Annotated in this window: 18 protein-coding genes; 9 read left to right on the top strand and 9 right to left on the bottom strand. The window is 64.5% G+C overall.

Features of this window, described 5'->3' with window-relative positions:
- Positions 1-3 precede the first annotated feature (3 nt).
- From sufT to KUW00_RS09700, 6 genes are all read right to left on the bottom strand, one after another.
- Positions 4-576 carry a putative Fe-S cluster assembly protein SufT gene (gene sufT / locus KUW00_RS09725; RefSeq protein ID WP_045995121.1) on the bottom strand — a complete coding sequence of 191 codons (573 nt, stop codon included), beginning with the start codon at positions 574-576 and terminating at the stop codon, positions 4-6.
- 86 nt (positions 577-662) lie between these two features.
- Complete coding sequence (locus tag KUW00_RS09720) at positions 663-1,904, bottom strand: cysteine desulfurase (protein ID WP_108133008.1); 1,242 nt, start codon at positions 1,902-1,904, stop codon at positions 663-665.
- Positions 1,905-1,906: 2 nt separating this feature from the next.
- Positions 1,907-3,253, bottom strand: coding sequence for a Fe-S cluster assembly protein SufD (sufD, locus tag KUW00_RS09715; RefSeq protein ID WP_108133009.1), 1,347 nt, complete (start codon positions 3,251-3,253; stop codon positions 1,907-1,909).
- Complete coding sequence (gene sufC / locus KUW00_RS09710) at positions 3,250-4,002, bottom strand: Fe-S cluster assembly ATPase SufC (RefSeq protein WP_045995118.1); 753 nt, start codon at positions 4,000-4,002, stop codon at positions 3,250-3,252. The genes sufD and sufC overlap by 4 nt, the downstream gene beginning before the upstream one ends.
- Positions 4,003-4,077: 75 nt before the next feature.
- On the bottom strand, positions 4,078-5,520 hold the full coding sequence (gene sufB / locus KUW00_RS09705; RefSeq protein WP_108450186.1) for a Fe-S cluster assembly protein SufB: 1,443 nt from the start codon (positions 5,518-5,520) through the stop codon (positions 4,078-4,080).
- A gap of 79 nt (positions 5,521-5,599) precedes the next feature.
- Entirely contained in the window at positions 5,600-6,061 is a 462-nt protein-coding gene (locus KUW00_RS09700; RefSeq protein WP_045995116.1) for an SUF system Fe-S cluster assembly regulator, read from the bottom strand.
- A 430-nt stretch (positions 6,062-6,491) separates the two neighbouring features.
- On the opposite strand from KUW00_RS09700, the gene KUW00_RS09695 reads away from it, so the two are divergent.
- The 9 genes from KUW00_RS09695 (at position 6,492) to KUW00_RS09655 (ending at position 14,261) form a co-directional block, all read left to right on the top strand.
- Complete coding sequence (locus KUW00_RS09695; RefSeq protein WP_045995115.1) at positions 6,492-7,157, top strand: ABC transporter permease; 666 nt, start codon at positions 6,492-6,494, stop codon at positions 7,155-7,157.
- A 187-nt stretch (positions 7,158-7,344) separates the two neighbouring features.
- A complete protein-coding gene (locus KUW00_RS09690; RefSeq protein WP_108133011.1) occupies positions 7,345-8,505 on the top strand; it encodes an ABC transporter ATP-binding protein in 1,161 nt (386 codons plus the stop codon).
- Positions 8,506-8,509: 4 nt separating this feature from the next.
- Complete coding sequence (locus KUW00_RS09685) at positions 8,510-9,241, top strand: ABC transporter permease (protein WP_213229544.1); 732 nt, start codon at positions 8,510-8,512, stop codon at positions 9,239-9,241.
- Between the two features lie 45 nt (positions 9,242-9,286).
- A complete protein-coding gene (locus tag KUW00_RS09680; protein ID WP_222568934.1) occupies positions 9,287-10,180 on the top strand; it encodes a glycine betaine ABC transporter substrate-binding protein in 894 nt (297 codons plus the stop codon).
- Between the two features lie 131 nt (positions 10,181-10,311).
- Positions 10,312-11,619 carry an MmgE/PrpD family protein gene (locus KUW00_RS09675; protein WP_222568933.1) on the top strand — a complete coding sequence of 436 codons (1,308 nt, stop codon included), beginning with the start codon at positions 10,312-10,314 and terminating at the stop codon, positions 11,617-11,619.
- 186 nt (positions 11,620-11,805) lie between these two features.
- On the top strand, positions 11,806-11,982 hold the full coding sequence (locus KUW00_RS09670) for a hypothetical protein (protein ID WP_222568932.1): 177 nt from the start codon (positions 11,806-11,808) through the stop codon (positions 11,980-11,982).
- A gap of 60 nt (positions 11,983-12,042) precedes the next feature.
- On the top strand, positions 12,043-12,900 hold the full coding sequence (locus tag KUW00_RS09665; RefSeq protein WP_124803961.1) for a nitrilase-related carbon-nitrogen hydrolase: 858 nt from the start codon (positions 12,043-12,045) through the stop codon (positions 12,898-12,900).
- A 132-nt stretch (positions 12,901-13,032) separates the two neighbouring features.
- Positions 13,033-13,572 carry a gluconokinase gene (locus tag KUW00_RS09660; protein WP_222568931.1) on the top strand — a complete coding sequence of 180 codons (540 nt, stop codon included), beginning with the start codon at positions 13,033-13,035 and terminating at the stop codon, positions 13,570-13,572.
- Between the two features lie 380 nt (positions 13,573-13,952).
- Positions 13,953-14,261 carry a hypothetical protein gene (locus KUW00_RS09655; protein ID WP_045995291.1) on the top strand — a complete coding sequence of 103 codons (309 nt, stop codon included), beginning with the start codon at positions 13,953-13,955 and terminating at the stop codon, positions 14,259-14,261.
- A 331-nt stretch (positions 14,262-14,592) separates the two neighbouring features.
- Here KUW00_RS09655 and KUW00_RS09650 read toward each other — a convergent pair whose 3' ends face one another.
- The 3 genes from KUW00_RS09650 to KUW00_RS09640 form a co-directional block, all read right to left on the bottom strand.
- A complete protein-coding gene (locus tag KUW00_RS09650) occupies positions 14,593-15,501 on the bottom strand; it encodes a 2-dehydro-3-deoxygalactonokinase (protein ID WP_045995290.1) in 909 nt (302 codons plus the stop codon).
- A complete protein-coding gene (locus KUW00_RS09645; protein ID WP_045995289.1) occupies positions 15,498-16,172 on the bottom strand; it encodes a 2-dehydro-3-deoxy-6-phosphogalactonate aldolase in 675 nt (224 codons plus the stop codon). The genes KUW00_RS09650 and KUW00_RS09645 overlap by 4 nt, the downstream gene beginning before the upstream one ends.
- A gap of 92 nt (positions 16,173-16,264) precedes the next feature.
- A partial coding sequence (locus KUW00_RS09640) for a TRAP transporter large permease subunit (protein ID WP_222568930.1) occupies positions 16,265-16,534 on the bottom strand: 270 nt, incomplete at its 5' end.

Raw genomic sequence — 16,534 nt, 5'->3', positions numbered from 1 at the left:
GGGTCAGAACATGCCAAGTTCCAGCTTGGCCTCGTCGCTCATCATCTCACGACTCCAGGGGGGATCGAAGACGATCTCGGTATGCACCTTGGAAATCTGCGGTGCTCCCAGAATCTTGTTGCGCGCATCCGCCGCGATCACATCGCCCATGCCACAACCGGGGGCTGTCAGGGTCATGCGAATGGTGACGATGCGCTCACCACTGATCAGGCGCTCGATACGACAACCGTATACCAGTCCCAGATCGACGATATTGACCGGGATCTCGGGATCGAAACAAGTCCTGAGCTGATCCCAGACAAACGCCTCGATCGCCGCATCGTCGGCCTCGGGGTCCAGTGTCGGGCGTGGCATCGGCTCGAGGCCCACCGCGTCCAGGTTGGATCCCTCGATCAGGTACAGACGTCCCTCGTAGGCAACACTCAGGGTGCTGCCCTTGGCCTGCATCACCGAGACGATGCTGTCCTCGTCAAGTGTCACCGTCTTGCCGAAGGGAATGGAGATGACCTCCACGTCCCGCTGCAACGGCAGTTGCTGGCCCTTGCTCAGTTGAGCAATCTGATCGTGTTCGCTCATGCAATTCCTTAGGCGGGTACGCCGAATGACTCCCTTGCCAACCAGGGCTCGAGGCGGTACGCGCCGCCCCGAGCCGCCCTGCTGCTTCAGCGCAGCATGCTGATCACCCGCTGGAGGCTCTCGACCAGCACGTCGACTTCCTCCGGGGTGTTGTAGGCCGCAAAGGAAGCGCGACAGGTGGCATCGACGCCGAACTGGGCCAGCAGCGGCTGGGCGCAGTGGTGGCCGGTACGAATCGCCACGCCGAGCTGGTCGATCAGCAGACCGATATCCTGGCTATGCACGCCGTCGACCACAAAGGACAAGACGCCTGCCTTGTCCGGCGCAGTGCCCAGCACGCGAAGGCCATCCACCGCCGCCACGCTTTCGGTGGCGTGCTCGAGCAGGCGATGCTCCCAGGCACTGATGTGCTCAAGGCCGATCGAATTGACCCATTCGATGGCACGGCCCAGGGCGATCACTTCGGCGATGGCCGGCGTGCCCGCCTCGAACTTGTGGGGAATGGCGGCAAAGGTGGTCGGCGTCTCGAAGGACACCGTGGCGATCATCTCGCCGCCACCCTGCCAGGGCGGCATGGCCTCGAGCAGCGCCTCGCGGCCGTAGAGCACGCCGGCGCCGGTGGGACCATAGACCTTGTGCCCCGAAAATGCGTAGAAGTCGGCACCGATGGCCTGAACATCGATCGGCTCATGGGGTGCCGCCTGGGCGCCATCCACCAGAATCAGCGCATCGTGCTGATGGGCGACCCGGGCCATCTCGGCCACCGGGTTGATGGTACCGAGGGCGTTGGAGACGTGATTGACCGCCACCAGCCGGGTGCGCTCGCCGATCAGGTCACGGTAGGCGTCCTGATCCAGCGCGCCACGCTCATCCACCGGGATCACCTTGATGGTGAAGCCGCGCTCGGCCGCCAGCAGCTGCCAGGGCACGATATTGGAGTGATGTTCGAGCTGGGAGATCAGCACCTCGTCACCGGGACCGAGGTTGGCGCGCCCCCAGCTCTGGGCCACCAGGTTGATCGCCTCGGTGGTGCCACGGGTGAACACGATCTCGCGGGTGCTCGCGGCGTTCACAAAGGCACGCACGGTCTCCCGGGTGCCCTCGAAGGCCGCCGTGGCCTCGTCGGCCAGGGTGTGAAGGCCACGATGGATGTTGGCATTCATCTGGCTGTAGTAGTGATCGAACACCTCGATCACCTGACGTGGCGTCTGGCTGGTGGCGGCGTTGTCCAGATAGACCAGGGGCTTGCCGTGGACCTCCCGATCGAGGATCGGGAAGTCCTTGCGCACCCTCGCCACATCGAGCAGCAGATCGCTGAAGTGGGTCATGCTCAGTCCTCGTTGAGGGCCACGGCGGCTTCCACCAGACCGGCCAGGTGGAAGCGCTCGGGCAGCTTGCCGGCCACGGTCAGCTCGACCCGCTCGGACACCGCGTCCAGATTCACCTGATCCATCACCTCACCGGCGAAGGCCAGGGTCAGCAGTCCACGTGCGGTGGCCTCGTCCAGCCCGCGGGTACGCAGGGCAAACACCGCTTCCTCGTCGAGCTGACCGGTGGTGGCGCCGTGGGAACACTTGACGTCGTCGGCGTAGATCTCGAGCTCGGGCTTGGTGTCGATCTGGGCACGATCGGAGAGCAGCAGGTTGGCGTTGCTCTGGTCGGCCTCGATCTTCTGGCTGTCGCGCTTGACGATCACCTTGCCGTTGAACACGCCGTGGGCGCGGTCATCGAGGATGCCCTTGTAGTTCTCGTGGGAGAAGGTGTGGGGCGCGTTGTGGTTGGCCAGGGTGTGGTTGTCCACGTGCTGGCGATTCTGGCCGTAGAACAGACCATTGAAGGTCACCTCGGCGCCCTGGCCATTGAGGTCGCTGACCAGGTCGTTGCGCACCAGTCCACCACCGAGGGTGATGTTGAAGGAGGTGAACTGAGCGTCGCGGCACTGCTCCACGTGGATACTGGCCACGTGCAGGTCCTGCTCGGGCGACTCCACCAGCTTGTAGTGGGTCAGGTTGGCGCCACGATCGAGCATCACCTCTTCCACCAGGTTGGTGAAGTTGGCGGCGCCCTCTTCACCCACATGGTGTTCGATCACGGTGGCCTGGCTGCGCCCGCCCGCCTCGATCAGGATACGCGGGTGGCTCATCACCGGCGCCTCGTTGGCCCGGGACAGGAACTGCAGCACGATGGGCTTGTCGACCACGGTGCCGGGCGCCAGGCGCACCAGCGCGCCCTCCTCGAAGAAGGCGGTGTTGAGCGCCGAGAAGGCCGAGAATTCGACCCCGGTCAGGCGCCCCAGCGGGCCGCCGACGGCCTCGTGGTTCTCTTCAAGGGCCTGGGACAGCGGCTGCACCTGCACGCCACCCGGCAGCTCGGACAGGTCCGACAGGGCGCTGGAAAAGACGCCGTCGACGAAGGTCAGACGGTGGGCGTCCAGCGGCAGCGTCAGGGCAGCGGCGCTGGCCTGGGAAAACTCGGCAGAGCCTGTGAGCTGGAAGTCGGTGCGACTGATGGCGCGCACGTCGGTGTACTTCCACTCTTCGACGCGGCGATCGGGAAAGCCCATCGCCTCGAAGCGGGCCGCACCGGCCTGGCGCCGTGCGGCGATCCAGGTGGGTTCGCCGCGGCGCGCCTCGCTGCGCTCGTTCAGACGATCGAGAAAGCGTTGCACATCACTCATGCAGCGGGCTCCTCTACGACCCAGTCGTAGCCACGGGATTCGAGTTCATGGGCAAGCTCGGCGCCGCCGCTCTTGACGATCCGGCCGTTCACCAGCACGTGGACGTGGTCGGGCACGATGTAGTCGAGCAGGCGCTGGTAGTGAGTCACCAGCAGGATGCCGCGATCTTCGCTGCGCAGCGAGTTGACCCCATCGGCCACCACCTTCATGGCGTCGATGTCGAGGCCGGAGTCGATCTCGTCGAGCATCGCGAGCTTGGGCTGCAGCACCAGCATCTGCAGGATCTCGTTACGCTTCTTCTCGCCGCCGGAGAAGCCTTCATTGACGGCACGCTGCAGGAAGCTGTTGTCCATCTTCATAAAGGACACCTTTTCCTTGATCAGCTTCATGAACTCGGGTGCCGGAATCTCGCCCTCGCCGCGCGCCTCGCGCTGGGCGTTGAGCGCCGCCTTGAGCAGGTAGATGTTCTTGACCCCCGGGATTTCCACCGGGTACTGAAAGCCCAGCAGCAGACCGGCCTGGGCGCGCTCTTCGATCTCCATCTCGAGGACATCCTTGCCCTCGAAGGTGATCGAGCCCGCGGTCACCTCGTAGCCGTCCTTGCCCGCGATGACGGCGGACAGGGTCGACTTGCCGGCGCCATTGGGACCCATGATGGCGTGCACTTCACCAGGCTGGATGGACAGGGTCAGACCCTTGAGGATTTCAGAGCCCTCGACGGTGACGTGGAGATCCTTGACTTCGAGCATGTAGACACCTTTGCGATGCCCGCCGCGCCGGGCGGCGGGAGAAAAACGAATAAGGGTGGTATATAGCGCCGGGGGTCAGCCCACCGCGCCTTCGAGCGTCACGTTGAGCAGCGCCTCTGCCTCGACCGCAAACTCCATCGGCAGCTCCTGGAAGACGTCCTTGCAGAAGCCGTTGACGATCATGTTGACCGCGTCTTCCTCGGAGATACCGCGGCTCTGGCAGTAGAACAGCTGGTCCTCGCCGATCTTGGAGGTGGTCGCCTCGTGCTCCACCGTGGCCGTCGAGTTGCCGATCTCCTGGTACGGGAAGGTGTGGGCACCGCAGGTATCGCCGATCAGCAGCGAATCACACTGGGTAAAGTTGCGCGCGCCCTTGGCCCGCGGGCCGACCTTGACCAGACCACGATAGGACTGGTTGGAGCGCCCGGCAGAGATACCCTTGGAGACGATGGTGGACTTGGAGCCCTCGCCCAGGTGGATCATCTTGGTGCCGGTATCGGCCTGCTGGCGACCGTTGGTCACCGCCACCGAGTAGAACTCGCCGATGGAGTCCTTGCCACGCAGGATGCAGGACGGGTACTTCCAGGTGATGGCGGAGCCGGTCTCGACCTGGGTCCAGCTGATGTGGGAACGGTCGCCACGGCAGTCGCCACGCTTGGTGACGAAGTTGTAGATGCCGCCCTTGCCGTCCTCGTCACCCGGATACCAGTTCTGCACCGTGGAGTACTTGATGCTGGCGTCTTCCAGCGCCACCAGTTCCACCACCGCGGCGTGCAGCTGGTTCTCGTCGCGCATCGGTGCGGTGCAGCCTTCCAGGTAGGACACCTGGGCCTTCTTCTCGCACACGATCAGGGTGCGCTCGAACTGGCCGGTGTTGGCGGCGTTGATGCGGAAGTAGGTGGACAGCTCCATCGGGCAGGTCACGCCTTCCGGCACGAACACAAACGAGCCGTCGGTGAACACCGCCGAGTTGAGCGCGGCAAAGTAGTTGTCGCTGGTCGGCACCACGGTACCCAGGTACTGCTTGACCAGCTCCGGATAGTCGCGGATCGCCTCGGAGATGGAGCAGAAGATCACGCCGGCCTCGGCCAGCTTGTCCTTGAAGGTGGTGGTCACCGACACCGAGTCGAACACCGCGTCCACGGCGACGCCAGCCAGGGCCGCACGCTCATGCAGCGGGATGCCCAGCTTCTCGTAGGTCTCGAGCAGCTTGGGGTCCACCTCGTCGAGGCTCTGGGGCTTGTCTTCCTCGCGCTTGGGCGCACTGAAATACGAGATCGCCTGGTAGTCGATGGGCGGATAGTCCAGATGGGCCCAGGACGGCGCAGTCATCTTCAGCCACTGACGGTAGGCGTCCAGGCGCCAATCGAGCATCCACTGCGGCTCACCCTTCTTCTTGGAGATGAAGGCGATGGTGTCTTCATCCAGCCCCGGCGGGATCGTGTCGCTCTCGATGTCGGTCACGAATCCTTCTTTATATTCGCGACGGACGAGCTGTTCCATTTCCTGACTTGCCATGATGTGTCCCCTCCCGGACGGTTCGGTCGGCGGGCGTTACCCGCCCAGGGTAATGAAGTCGATGTCGATGAGGCGCTGGTCAGGCTTCCGCCGCCAGGCTGATGCTCTGGATCGGCAGGCGAATCGGCAGCTTCAGCGGCGCGCTGTCGGCCAGGTGCGCCAGGGTAATGCTGTCGAGCAGTTCGCGGATCGCCAGCGACACTCGCTGCCAGTTGTCGGCCACCCCGCAGGTGGAGGCCAGGTCGCATTCGCCATCGGCGTGGCTGCATTCGGTCACCGCCACCGGCCCTTCGATGGCCGCGATGATGTCGCTGGCGGTGATCTCCGAGGCAGGACGCGCCAGGTAGTAGCCACCCTGGGCGCCGCGCCGGGACACCAGCAGTCCCGCGCGCACCAGCATCTTCAGCGTCTTGCTCACCGTGGGGTGAGGCAACTGCACCGCTTCGGCGAGCTCTCCGGCGGCGTGCGGCTGCTGGGGGTGACGTGCGATCTGTGCCATCACCACCGCCGCATAGTCCGTCAACCGGGAAAGCTTCAGCATGCCCATCTCCTCGGGGAGTTCCCCTCGTCGGTGCAGGGCTCAGCCCCTGCTTCGATTGGGGACCATTTTAGTCCTGTATAACCTCCATGTGAAGAGCGGCACACATCTATCACGTCGATAGTCCTCACGTTCTCGGCACGATCGCCGCCGATAGACACATTAAAACCAATCATTCTCATTTACTTTAACTATGCGTCCGGGTTGACAGCCTCACCCCCAAGCATCAGATCCATCAATTCCCGTCATTGCAGATCGTCATTCATGATCAAACCAAATAGATACTTCATTCTGCTAAGCTTGTGCCGTATCAACGGCCAGTGAACGCAACGCCTCGCCTCTTGTCAGGCCGAGCCGATGACGTGTGTCCTGGCCCAGGGCCGTTCACAGGCCCGACTCACCCCGCCGCGAGGCCTCGACAGGAGCTATTGCCTTGGAACTGATTCAGTACGCCCTGGACAACGCCGACCTGCTGTTGTCCCGGACCCTCGAGCACATCTCGCTGGTGGGCGTTGCCGTCGGCATCGCCACCCTCACCGGGGTGCCCATCGGCATCGCCATCACCCGCAACGAGCGCGTCGCCCAGGCGGTGCTCTACGCCGCGTCGATCATCGTCACCGTGCCCTCCATCGCGCTGTTCGGGATCATGATTCCGGTGCTGTCGCTGATCGGTCAGGGCATCGGCTACCTGCCGGCGGTGATCGCGGTGCTGCTGTACTCCCAATTACCGATCATTCGTAACACCTACACCGCCATCAACAACGTCGACCCGGCCCTGCGCGAGGCTGCCCGTGGCATCGGCATGAGCCACCGCCAGCGCCTGCGGATGGTCGAGATCCCACTGGCGGTGCCAGTGATCATGGCCGGGGTGCGCACCGCCGTGGTGCTCAATATCGGTGTCATGGCGATCGCCGCCTATATCGGCGCCGGCGGTCTCGGCACCTTTATCAGCCGTGGTATCTCCCAGTCCGACCCGCGCCAGCTGATCGTCGGCGCGGTGGCGGTCAGCCTGCTGGCGATCATCGTCGACTACGGCCTGCTCGCGGTGCAGAAGCGCTTCACGCCCAAGGGCATGGAAGGCGCCGCCAACGCCGCCTGATCATTTGTGTTCCGGCAACGTCGGGGAAATGCCGCCACGGCGGCTCGCGTCCTGCACGCCACACCGCCCGAGCGCAGCCGGAACGTCGACACGACAACAGGTGAGCCGCCGCCTCGACAGCGGCACCGTCGACGCCCATCGACGACCCGGAGCTCGCCGACGCCGACTTGCATACAAGGATTTGCTCATGATTCGTCTGGAAAACCTGACCAAGGTCTTCGATACGCCCAAGGGCGCGGTCGTCGCCGCCGACCACATCAACATGGAGGTCCCCAGCGGCGAGATCTGCATCCTGCTCGGCCCCTCCGGCTGCGGCAAGACCACCACTCTCAAGATGATCAACCGGATCGTGAAGCCCTCCTCCGGCAAGGTGTTCATCAATGGCGATGACACCACCGGCATGGACACCCAGGACCTGCGCCGCAACATCGGCTACGTCATCCAGCAGATCGGCCTGTTCCCCAACATGACCATCGAGGAGAACATCGCGGTGGTGCCCAAGCTGCTGGGCTGGGACAAGGCGCGCTACAAGGAGCGTGCCCGCGAGCTGATGCACATGATCGCGCTGGAACCCGACGCCTTTCTCAAGCGCTATCCGTCCGAGCTGTCCGGTGGTCAACAGCAGCGCATCGGTGTGGCCCGGGCACTGGCCGCCGATCCCCCCGTGATGCTGATGGACGAGCCCTTCGGCGCCATCGACCCGATCAACCGGGCGGTGATCCAGGATGAATTCCTGAAGATGCAGCAGGACCTGAAGAAGACCATCATGTTCGTCAGCCACGATATCGACGAGGCGATCAAGATGGGGGATCGGGTCGCGGTGTTCCGCGAGGGCAAGCTGGTGCAGTACTCGTCCCCCGACGACCTGCTGGCGGCGCCTAAGAATGCCTTCGTCGAGTCCTTCCTGGGCGAGGACCGCGCGCTCAAGCGGCTGAATCTGGTCAAGGTCGCCGAAGTGGTCAGCGATGAGATCGGTACCGTCAAGCCGGAGGACACCCTGACCACGGCGCTCGCACGCATCGACGACTTCGGCTACCAGAATTCGATCCTGATGATCAACGACAAGCGCCAGCCGGTGGGCCTGATCAGCCGCTCCCTGGCCCGCACCACCAAGGGCTACTGCCGCGACCACTTCCAGAACGTGCCGGCCACGGTGAGTCTCGACGACGACCTGCGCAAGGTGGCCTCGCTGATGTTCGCCCAGGACATCACCTGGCTGCCCTGCGTCGACGAGGAGGGCCGCGTCTGCGGGCAGATCACCCAGCGCGCCATGACCCACCACCTGGGCGCCCGCTTCCGTACCAAGCAGCGCGAGACGTCCGCCGTGGCCGCCGAGCCCAAGGAGTGAGCCGATGCTGATTCGAAGCCTGAAAAGCGCCGGACTCGTCCTTGCCCTGATTGCCATCTTCCTGCTCGGGGTATGGGCCCAGGCCAGCGGCGCCATCGATGACTTCCTGTGGTACCTGCCCGACGTCCAGTATCTGGTGGTCCAGCACCTGTGGCTGACCTTGCTGTCGGGCAGCCTGGCGATCCTGGTCGCGATCCCGCTGGGGGTGTGGCTGTCGCGCCCGAGCATGGCCAAGGCCGCGGAATCGATGATGCAGGTGCTCAACGTCGGCACCACCATCCCCACCCTGGCGGTGCTGGCGCTGTCCATGAGCTTTCTCGGCATCGGCACCGTGCCGGCGGTGTTTGGCCTGTTCGTGGCCACCCTGCTGCCCATCGCGCGCAACACCTACGCCGGACTCAAGGGCGTCTCGCCGGCGCTCAAGGAGGCCGCTGCCGGGATCGGCATGTCACCGACCCAGCGCCTGCTCAAGGTGGAACTGCCCAATGCCCTCTACGTCATCTTCGCCGGTATCCGTACCGCCCTGACCATCAACGTCGGCACGGTGCCCCTGGCCTTTTTGATCGGCGCAGGCGGACTGGGTGAGCTGATCTTCACCGGCATCGATCTCTACGATCCGATCATGATGCTGTCCGGGGCCATCCCCACCGCCCTGCTGGCGATCCTGGTGGACGCCCTGGTGGCCGGCGTGGCCTTCATCGTGGTGCCGCGCGGCGTCAATCCGGCGCGGGCCTGAACACCTGGGCTTTCCAACAACGACACCCTGCAAGGAGATATTCGCATGAAGACCCTGATGACCACCCTGACCGGCCTGGCCCTGTTTACCGCTACGGCTACCGCCACGTCGACCGCCAGTGCCGACGAGATCGTGATCGGTGGCAAGAACTTCACCGAGCAGCAACTGCTGGCCAGCATGACCACCCAGTATCTGGACGGCCTCGGCTACGACGTCGACACCCGCGCCGGCATGGGCTCGGCGGTGCTGCGCCAGGCACAGGAAAACGGCCAGATCGACCTCTACTGGGAGTACACCGGTACCTCGCTGATCAACTACAACGACGTCACCGAATCGCTGTCCGCCGACGAGACTTACCAGCGCGTCAAGGAACTGGACGGCGAGAAGGGCCTGGTGTGGCTCGAGCCTTCCGCCGCCAACAACACCTACGCCCTGGCCATGCGCGCCGAGAGCGTGGAGGAAACGGGCATCAGTACGCTGTCCGACCTGGCGTCCGCGGTGAATGACGGTGAAGAGCTTGCCTTTGCCATGAACGCCGAGTTCTACGCCCGCGAAGACGGCTGGCGTCCGCTGCAGCGCGCCTACGACTTCCGCGTCGAGCGTGGCGCAGTCAAGCGCATGGACTCCGGCCTGGTCTATCAGGCGCTGCGCGACGGCCAGGTCGATATCGGCCTGGTGTTTGCCACCGACGGTCGTGTGCCCGCCTTCGACTTCCAGATCCTCGAAGACGACCAGGGCTTCTTCCCGGCCTACGCCCTGACCCCGGTGGTCCGCCAGGACACCCTGGACGCCAACCCGGAGCTCGCAGAGCAGATGAACGCGCTGTCGGCGCTGCTCGATGACGACACCATGGCGAGCCTCAACGCCCGAGTGGATGTCGAGCGCGAGACCATCGAGGACGTCGCCGAGTCCTTCCTCGAGGACAACGACCTGCTGTGACCCTTCAAGGCCCCCGTTCGGGGGCCTTTTTCTTAGCTCGCCAGCGTGCGGCGAGCGGAACCTGCAGCAGCAGCGACCGGTCGCCCCCCCTCCTGCATTGCTGCTCCCCCTGTTCGACAAAGGACCTCCCCATGAGCACTTCCCGGGACGTCATCCACTGGATCCTCACGTCTCCCCTCGACCGCCTCGATGACGCTCAGTGCCACCACGCCAAGCGCTGCCTGATCGACCTGATCGGCGTCGCCGCCGGCGCCACCGACACTGCCCTGGCCGAGCACGCACGGAGCTACGTCAGGGTGCAGCACGCGGGGGATCGCCCCTTGCTGTTCGCGTCGTCAACGGCGTCGGCTACCGGCGTCGCCCTGCACGGCGCCTGGCTGATCGATGCACTCGACGCCCACGACGGCCAGGTGCTGACCAAGGGCCACGCCGGCGTCGCCATCCTGCCGGGACTGCTGGCGCTGCCCGAGATCGAGCAGGTCAGCGGCAGGGATTTTCTCGGCCTGCTGGCGATGGGCTACGAGATCGCCACCCGGGCCGGCATCGCGCTGCACGCCTCGAGCCCCGACTACCACACCTCGGGGGCCTGGAATGCCCTCGGTGTGGCAGCGGTGACCGCGCGCCTCAAGGGCCTCGACCCGGCCCAGCTGGAACACGCCCTCGGCATCGCCGAATTCTATGGTCCACGCAGCCAGATGATGCGCTGCATCGATCACCCCACCATGCTCAAGGATGGCTCCGGCTGGGGTGCCCAGGCCGGCGTCGCGGCTACGCTGCTGGCCGAGGGCGGCTTCACCGGCGCCCCGGCGGTGACCCTGTGCGACGAGCAGCAAGCCGCGGTATGGGGTGATCTGGGACGGCGTGATTACCTGTCACAACAGTACTTCAAGGCCTATCCGGTATGCCGCTGGGCCCAGCCGGCGGTGGAGGCGGTACTCGCGATACCCGCCGCCGAACGCCAGGTGGACAATATCGAACGCATCGAGATCACCACCTTCCACGAGGCCAGGCGCCTGCACACCGTCGCCCCGACCACGACCGAACAGGCCCAGTACAGCCTGCCCTGGTCGGTCGCCTGCGCCCTCGATCGAGGCACCATCGACGTCGCCGCCATCAGCCGGGATCTCGGCGACGACGATCTCGTGGCGCTGTCACGGCGGGTGACGATCACCGAATGCGATGACTGCAACGCCCGCTTTCCGGCCGAGCGCTGGGCCAGCGCTACGCTGCACCTGCGCGATGGTCGCCGTATTCAAAGCCCTGCCATGGAAGCCCGCGGCAACCCTCACAATCCGCTGAGCGATGACGAGATCGCGGCCAAGTTTCAGGCCCTGGCAAGCCCGGTGCTGGGCGCACGCGCCTATGAGATCGAGGAGGTCGTCGGCACCTTGGAAACACGCCCCATCGGCGATCTGCTGAGGTTGCTGGGCCAACCTTGAATGCGTGAGCCCAGAGCGTCGAACATGACGGGAGGTGGCTAGGGTTAAGAAGGGTGACAAGCGCCTGCTTTCGTCGGCTCTTGACCCAGGTCGTCTCGCCGTCCGCCTTTTTGACGTATAGAAGATGTTGCTGTCAGGCATTTTTTCGGCCCCAGGCGATCCGGGGCCCGCAACGGAGCCCTTTCTATGGACACTCGCTTCTATCTCCTTATCGCCGCGGTCCTCGTAGGGCTGGTGGTCTTCCACTGGATCGGCTTTCGCATGCTCAAGCGCAAGCTGCAGCCGCGCCAGGAAAGCGGTACCCCCCGCGACGCAACGCCCGGGCGCAGCAGAGACAACAGCGACAGCAGTGAGGAACGTTGATCCGCCGGGCAAATTGCGGCACCTTGTGGCGCCCTGCCCCCACCCTCAGGAATTCCAGCAATGCAGCATCAGGCCAAGCAGCATCAGGACCAGCTACAGGTCGCCTGCGCCCAGATCAACGCGCGCCTTGGTGACGTCGAGGCCAATCTCGCCCATCACCTCGACGTGATTCATGACGCCCGCCGTCGTGGCGTGGAATTGCTGGTCTTTCCCGAGCTCTCATTGACCGGTTATGGCCTGGGCCCGCGGGTGCTGGAGGTGGCCATGCCATCGGAAGACCCGCGGCTGATCCAGCTGGCCAAGGCGGCCGCCGGCATGCAGGTCATCGTCGGCTTCGTCGAGGAAGCGAGCCCCGGCGAGATCTACAACGCCCTGGCGATCCTCCAGGACGGTCGCATCGCGGCGGTGCATCGCAAGCTCAACCTGCCCACCTACGGCGGACTCGAGGAAGGCAAGTGGTTCAGCCATGGCGCCAGGCTGACCGAGGTGGCGGTGCGCCCCGGCTGGAGCACCACCTCGATGATCTGCGCCGACCTGTGGAATCCGGCGCTGGTGCATGCCGCCCTGCTGGCACGGCCGACGGTACTGTGTGCACCGATCAATTCGGCCTCCGGCATCGTCTCCGAGGACTTTTCCAACGAGGAAAACTGGGCGCTCAACGTGCGCTTTTACGCCATGACCTATGGCACGCCGGTGTTGATGGCCAACCGCTATGGACCCGAAGGCGACAGCCACTTCTGGGGCGGATCGCGCATCCTCGGGCCACGCGGCGAGAGCCTGGCCGAGGCCGAGGATCGCGAGACCCTGATCTGCGCCGAACTGTCACGTACCGCCATCGCCAGGGCACGCTTCGAACTGCCGACCCTGCGTGACGCCGACAGCCCCCTGATTCGCGAACTGATGAGCGGCTATCGCTGATACAGCGCCGGTTCGCGTAGCGCTTTCGACACCGGTATCGACAACGGTATCGAGACGCCAGGCGTCGAGAATTCTCAAGGTGAAAATGCTAGGATAACGCTTCCATCTTGCAGACAATTTTCGGCGCCACCTATGACAACATCGTCTCGATCCTGCGGCCTTTCCTCTCCTTCTTGCCTGCTCGTCATGGGCGTATCCGGTTCGGGAAAATCGTATATCGGCAAACTGCTGGCCGAACGAACCGGCGCGTTGTTTATCGACGGTGATGACCATCACAGCCCCGAAAACATCGCCAAGATGTCCCGCGGAGAACCGCTCACCGACGAGGATCGGCAGAGCTGGCTTGCCACCCTGGCAGGGCTCTACCGGGAGCATCAGCAGCAGGGGCAATCGCTTGTCATCGGCTGCTCGGCGCTCAAGCGCCAGTACCGGGACCTGCTGCGTGAAGGAGCACCCGCGCTGGAGATTCTTTATCTGCATGGCAGCCACGAGGTCCTGCTGGAGCGGCTGAACAGCCGTGGACAGCACTTCTTCGCCGGCGAGCACATGCTCAGGAGTCAGCTCGCCACCCTGGAGATGCCAGGCGATGCCGAGGCCATCCGTTGCGATATCCAGATGACCCCCGATGCCATCATCGATGACTTCCTGGCACAGCTTGCGAGCCGCCGGTAGTCCCGCATGCCAGCGCTGAACGACCTGTCGCAGTGAGACCCGACCCGACCTCGGTATCGCCCTTTCCTGACAGGCTGCTGTCAGCTTTTTTATCGGTGATAGCGCGAAGGCAAAGTTTCTCGCCCATGCAGCAGCAATGAAGCCCGTAGAATTGTCACCAAGTCGTCATGTTGCAACTCTGGTCGACCACCAGTACCGACGGCGAACAGCGTTGACCGCATCCCGGCAAATCGCGGCAACAACCGGCCGTCGACAACGGAACGTCGACATCAGCGCGTCGCTGGTCAGTACGTAACTCGTCAGCACGTTATCGGACGGCACGTTACTGATTAGTCAGTACAGTTGGCCAGCGCGTCGATATCAGCAGACAGGAGGCTCCCATGACAGATCCAATGGTAGGCAAGACGTTTGAATTCAACTGTGACGGCACCACCTGGGGCGTCGTCTTCGAGAATGCCACCCGCATGCGTCATCGCCTGGGCGGCAATTCACCGTCCCAGAAAGCTCAGGACATCAGCTCCGCCTACCTGGCGACCCCGGTCGATGAGCACCGGATCTTCGTCTACGGACTCGAGGAGCAACAGCTGGCGCTGCGCTACGTGCTGGATTTCAACGACATGACCTTTGTCGGTCATGGTGCCTTTGACGGTCTGTCCTCCACCGCCAGTGGCGAGTTCCGCCCGTCCTGAATCCTGGCGGCCGCGCCTTGATATGGCCACGCCGTACCTGGTAATCGCCTGGCACCTGAAAACAGTCTAGATAGGCATCAAGCACCAGCGGACATCAAGGACCGTCCCGAAACTGCATCGGTCGCCGGTCCTTGATGCCTGTGATGGCCCATTTGGGCCACCCCTCAGGCTTCGGCCTCGACTCCCCACCGCTGGCGTGCAGATGTCATCGCTGATGACATGACGCCGATGATCAAGACACTGGTGATCAGGCCTTGGTGACTAGGCTTGGGTGACTAGGCTGGGGTGACTAGGCCTGGGTGATTCAGCCCAGGTGACCTGGTCCAGACAATCAGCCCGCGCGGTGGCGCTCGGCCAAGGCAACCAGCCCGGCCAGGGTGGCCTTGTCGCTGTCGACTTCCTCGACGCGAATACCCTGGCGCTCCAGCGCCTGGCGGTAGAGCGGATTGAGACTGGACGAGCCGACCAGTACCACCGCGCCCTGGTGGTCCAGCAGATGCTCGCGCTGGGCCAGCACCTCGGCACCGATCAGCACCCCGGACAGAAAACTGCCCACCTGGTGGGCGCCAAGTCCTGCGTACAGGTGGCGGCTTCGGCCTTCGAACAGGGCGTGCATCAAGCCCGCCGGATGGTCCGCCGCCGCCAGCCCCTGGGCAAAGCCATCGGCGTCGTGGGCGTCGCTGCCCCTGGCCGGCTCTCCCGGCAGGGTATGAAACCGCACCGCATGATAGAGCTCGCCGGTCATCACCGTGGAGAAGTCGATCAGCCGCTCTCCTTCCAGACGGGCCCACTTGCTGTGGGTGCCCGGCAGACAGCAGACCCCGGCGGACAAGCCCAGCAGCGCCAGTGCACCGAAGGCCTGGATCTCCTCGCCGCGCATCACGTCGACGTGATCCTCGCGCACCACCTTGAGGCCAGGCACGATCCAGGCGTTGTCCAGCCCCGGCGCCGCTACGACATTGTCGGCCAGGTCGGTGGCCGAACGCGGCACCTCGAGCTGCGGTGCTTCGCTCCAGCCCCGCGCCGAGCCGACCATGCCCGACAGGTAGACCGGCACTTCACCGCCCTTTCGCCAGGCCCCGACCTGGGCCTCGCAGTAATGCGGGAATTCGTCCGTGCTCAACGACTTGAGCCCGGCATCCGAGCGCACGCTATCGAGACACTCGCCGCTGTCGCGGTCCACCAGAAAGGCCCGAAAGTTGCTGGTTCCCCAGTCAATGGCGATCAGCCGCCGGCTCATGCGCCACCCCCTTGCTGGCCTGCCTGGTCAGCCGCCAGACGCTGCCATTCGGCCACCAGCTCGCGTGCGATCTCCCCCACCTCGACGGCGCTGCGTCCGGGCTTGTAGAGGTTGCTGCCGAAACCGAAGCCGGCGATGCCGACGGCATGCCACTCGGCCATGTTGGAGCGATCGATACCGCCCACCGCCAGCACCGGCAGGCCCTTGGGCAGGATCGCACTGATGTCCTTGAAGTAGCCGGTACCCAGGCGTGCCGCCGGGAACAGCTTGAGTGCCGTCGCCCCTGCCCGCGCCGCGGCCAAGGCTTCGGTCGGGGTCATGCAGCCGATCATCGGCGCAAGCCCACGCTCGGCGCCCAGCGCCACCAGCTCGGCCTCCGTGTTGGGGGTGATCATCAACGGCGCCCCGAGCTCGGCAAGCCGAGCGGTATCGTCTTCGTCGAGCACCGTGCCGGCACCGATCAAGACGTCGTCGGGACAACAGGCCACGGCGCGCTCGATGCTGACCCAGGGCTCAGGCGAGTTGAGCGGAATCTCGATCAGCCGGAAACCGGCCTCGACCAGGGCGTGACAGACCGGCTCGATCTCGTCCGGCGTGATACCACGCAGGATCGCCACCAGCGGCGTCTCGGCCATGGCAGCGTCCAGCACGCGACGTTGAGCGTCGTTCATCGCAAAGTCCTCGAAGTCGAAAAGAAGGAAAACTCAGCCCCATGATAAAGCGAAGGGCGGCTGTTGCCGCCCTTCGCCGTCAGGGTTCAGACCTAGTTGACTAGCCACATGGCCATCTCGGGCCACACCAGCAGCGCCGCGAGTACGCATAGCTGCAGGGCGATAAAGGGCAGCACCGAGACGAAGATGTCCTTGAGGCTGATCTCCGGTGGCGCCACGCCCTTCAGGTAGAAGGCCGCGGGACCGAACGGCGGCGACAGGAAGGACACCTGCATGTTCACCGCGAACAGGATGCCGAACCAGATCGGGCTGTAGCCCAGCTGCACGATGATCGGCACGAAGATCGGCAGGGTCAGCATGGC

This window comes from Halomonas sp. DP5N14-9 (assembly GCF_019802175.1).
GTDB lineage: Bacteria > Pseudomonadota > Gammaproteobacteria > Pseudomonadales > Halomonadaceae > Halomonas > Halomonas litopenaei.
Note: the sequence above shows the minus strand (reverse complement) of the source record. Positions and strands in the feature narration are given on the sequence as shown.

Coding starts and splice junctions, on each gene's coding strand:
- sufT (WP_045995121.1), bottom strand. CDS start 576: ATGAGCGAACACGATCAGATTGCTCAACTGAGCAAGGGCCAGCAACTG.
- KUW00_RS09720 (WP_108133008.1), bottom strand. CDS start 1,904: ATGACCCACTTCAGCGATCTGCTGCTCGATGTGGCGAGGGTGCGCAAG.
- sufD (WP_108133009.1), bottom strand. CDS start 3,253: ATGAGTGATGTGCAACGCTTTCTCGATCGTCTGAACGAGCGCAGCGAG.
- sufC (WP_045995118.1), bottom strand. CDS start 4,002: ATGCTCGAAGTCAAGGATCTCCACGTCACCGTCGAGGGCTCTGAAATC.
- sufB (WP_108450186.1), bottom strand. CDS start 5,520: ATGGCAAGTCAGGAAATGGAACAGCTCGTCCGTCGCGAATATAAAGAA.
- KUW00_RS09700 (WP_045995116.1), bottom strand. CDS start 6,061: ATGCTGAAGCTTTCCCGGTTGACGGACTATGCGGCGGTGGTGATGGCA.
- KUW00_RS09690 (WP_108133011.1), top strand. CDS start 7,345: ATGATTCGTCTGGAAAACCTGACCAAGGTCTTCGATACGCCCAAGGGC.
- KUW00_RS09685 (WP_213229544.1), top strand. CDS start 8,510: ATGCTGATTCGAAGCCTGAAAAGCGCCGGACTCGTCCTTGCCCTGATT.
- KUW00_RS09680 (WP_222568934.1), top strand. CDS start 9,287: ATGAAGACCCTGATGACCACCCTGACCGGCCTGGCCCTGTTTACCGCT.
- KUW00_RS09675 (WP_222568933.1), top strand. CDS start 10,312: ATGAGCACTTCCCGGGACGTCATCCACTGGATCCTCACGTCTCCCCTC.
- KUW00_RS09670 (WP_222568932.1), top strand. CDS start 11,806: ATGGACACTCGCTTCTATCTCCTTATCGCCGCGGTCCTCGTAGGGCTG.
- KUW00_RS09665 (WP_124803961.1), top strand. CDS start 12,043: ATGCAGCATCAGGCCAAGCAGCATCAGGACCAGCTACAGGTCGCCTGC.
- KUW00_RS09660 (WP_222568931.1), top strand. CDS start 13,033: ATGACAACATCGTCTCGATCCTGCGGCCTTTCCTCTCCTTCTTGCCTG.
- KUW00_RS09655 (WP_045995291.1), top strand. CDS start 13,953: ATGACAGATCCAATGGTAGGCAAGACGTTTGAATTCAACTGTGACGGC.
- KUW00_RS09650 (WP_045995290.1), bottom strand. CDS start 15,501: ATGAGCCGGCGGCTGATCGCCATTGACTGGGGAACCAGCAACTTTCGG.
- KUW00_RS09645 (WP_045995289.1), bottom strand. CDS start 16,172: ATGAACGACGCTCAACGTCGCGTGCTGGACGCTGCCATGGCCGAGACG.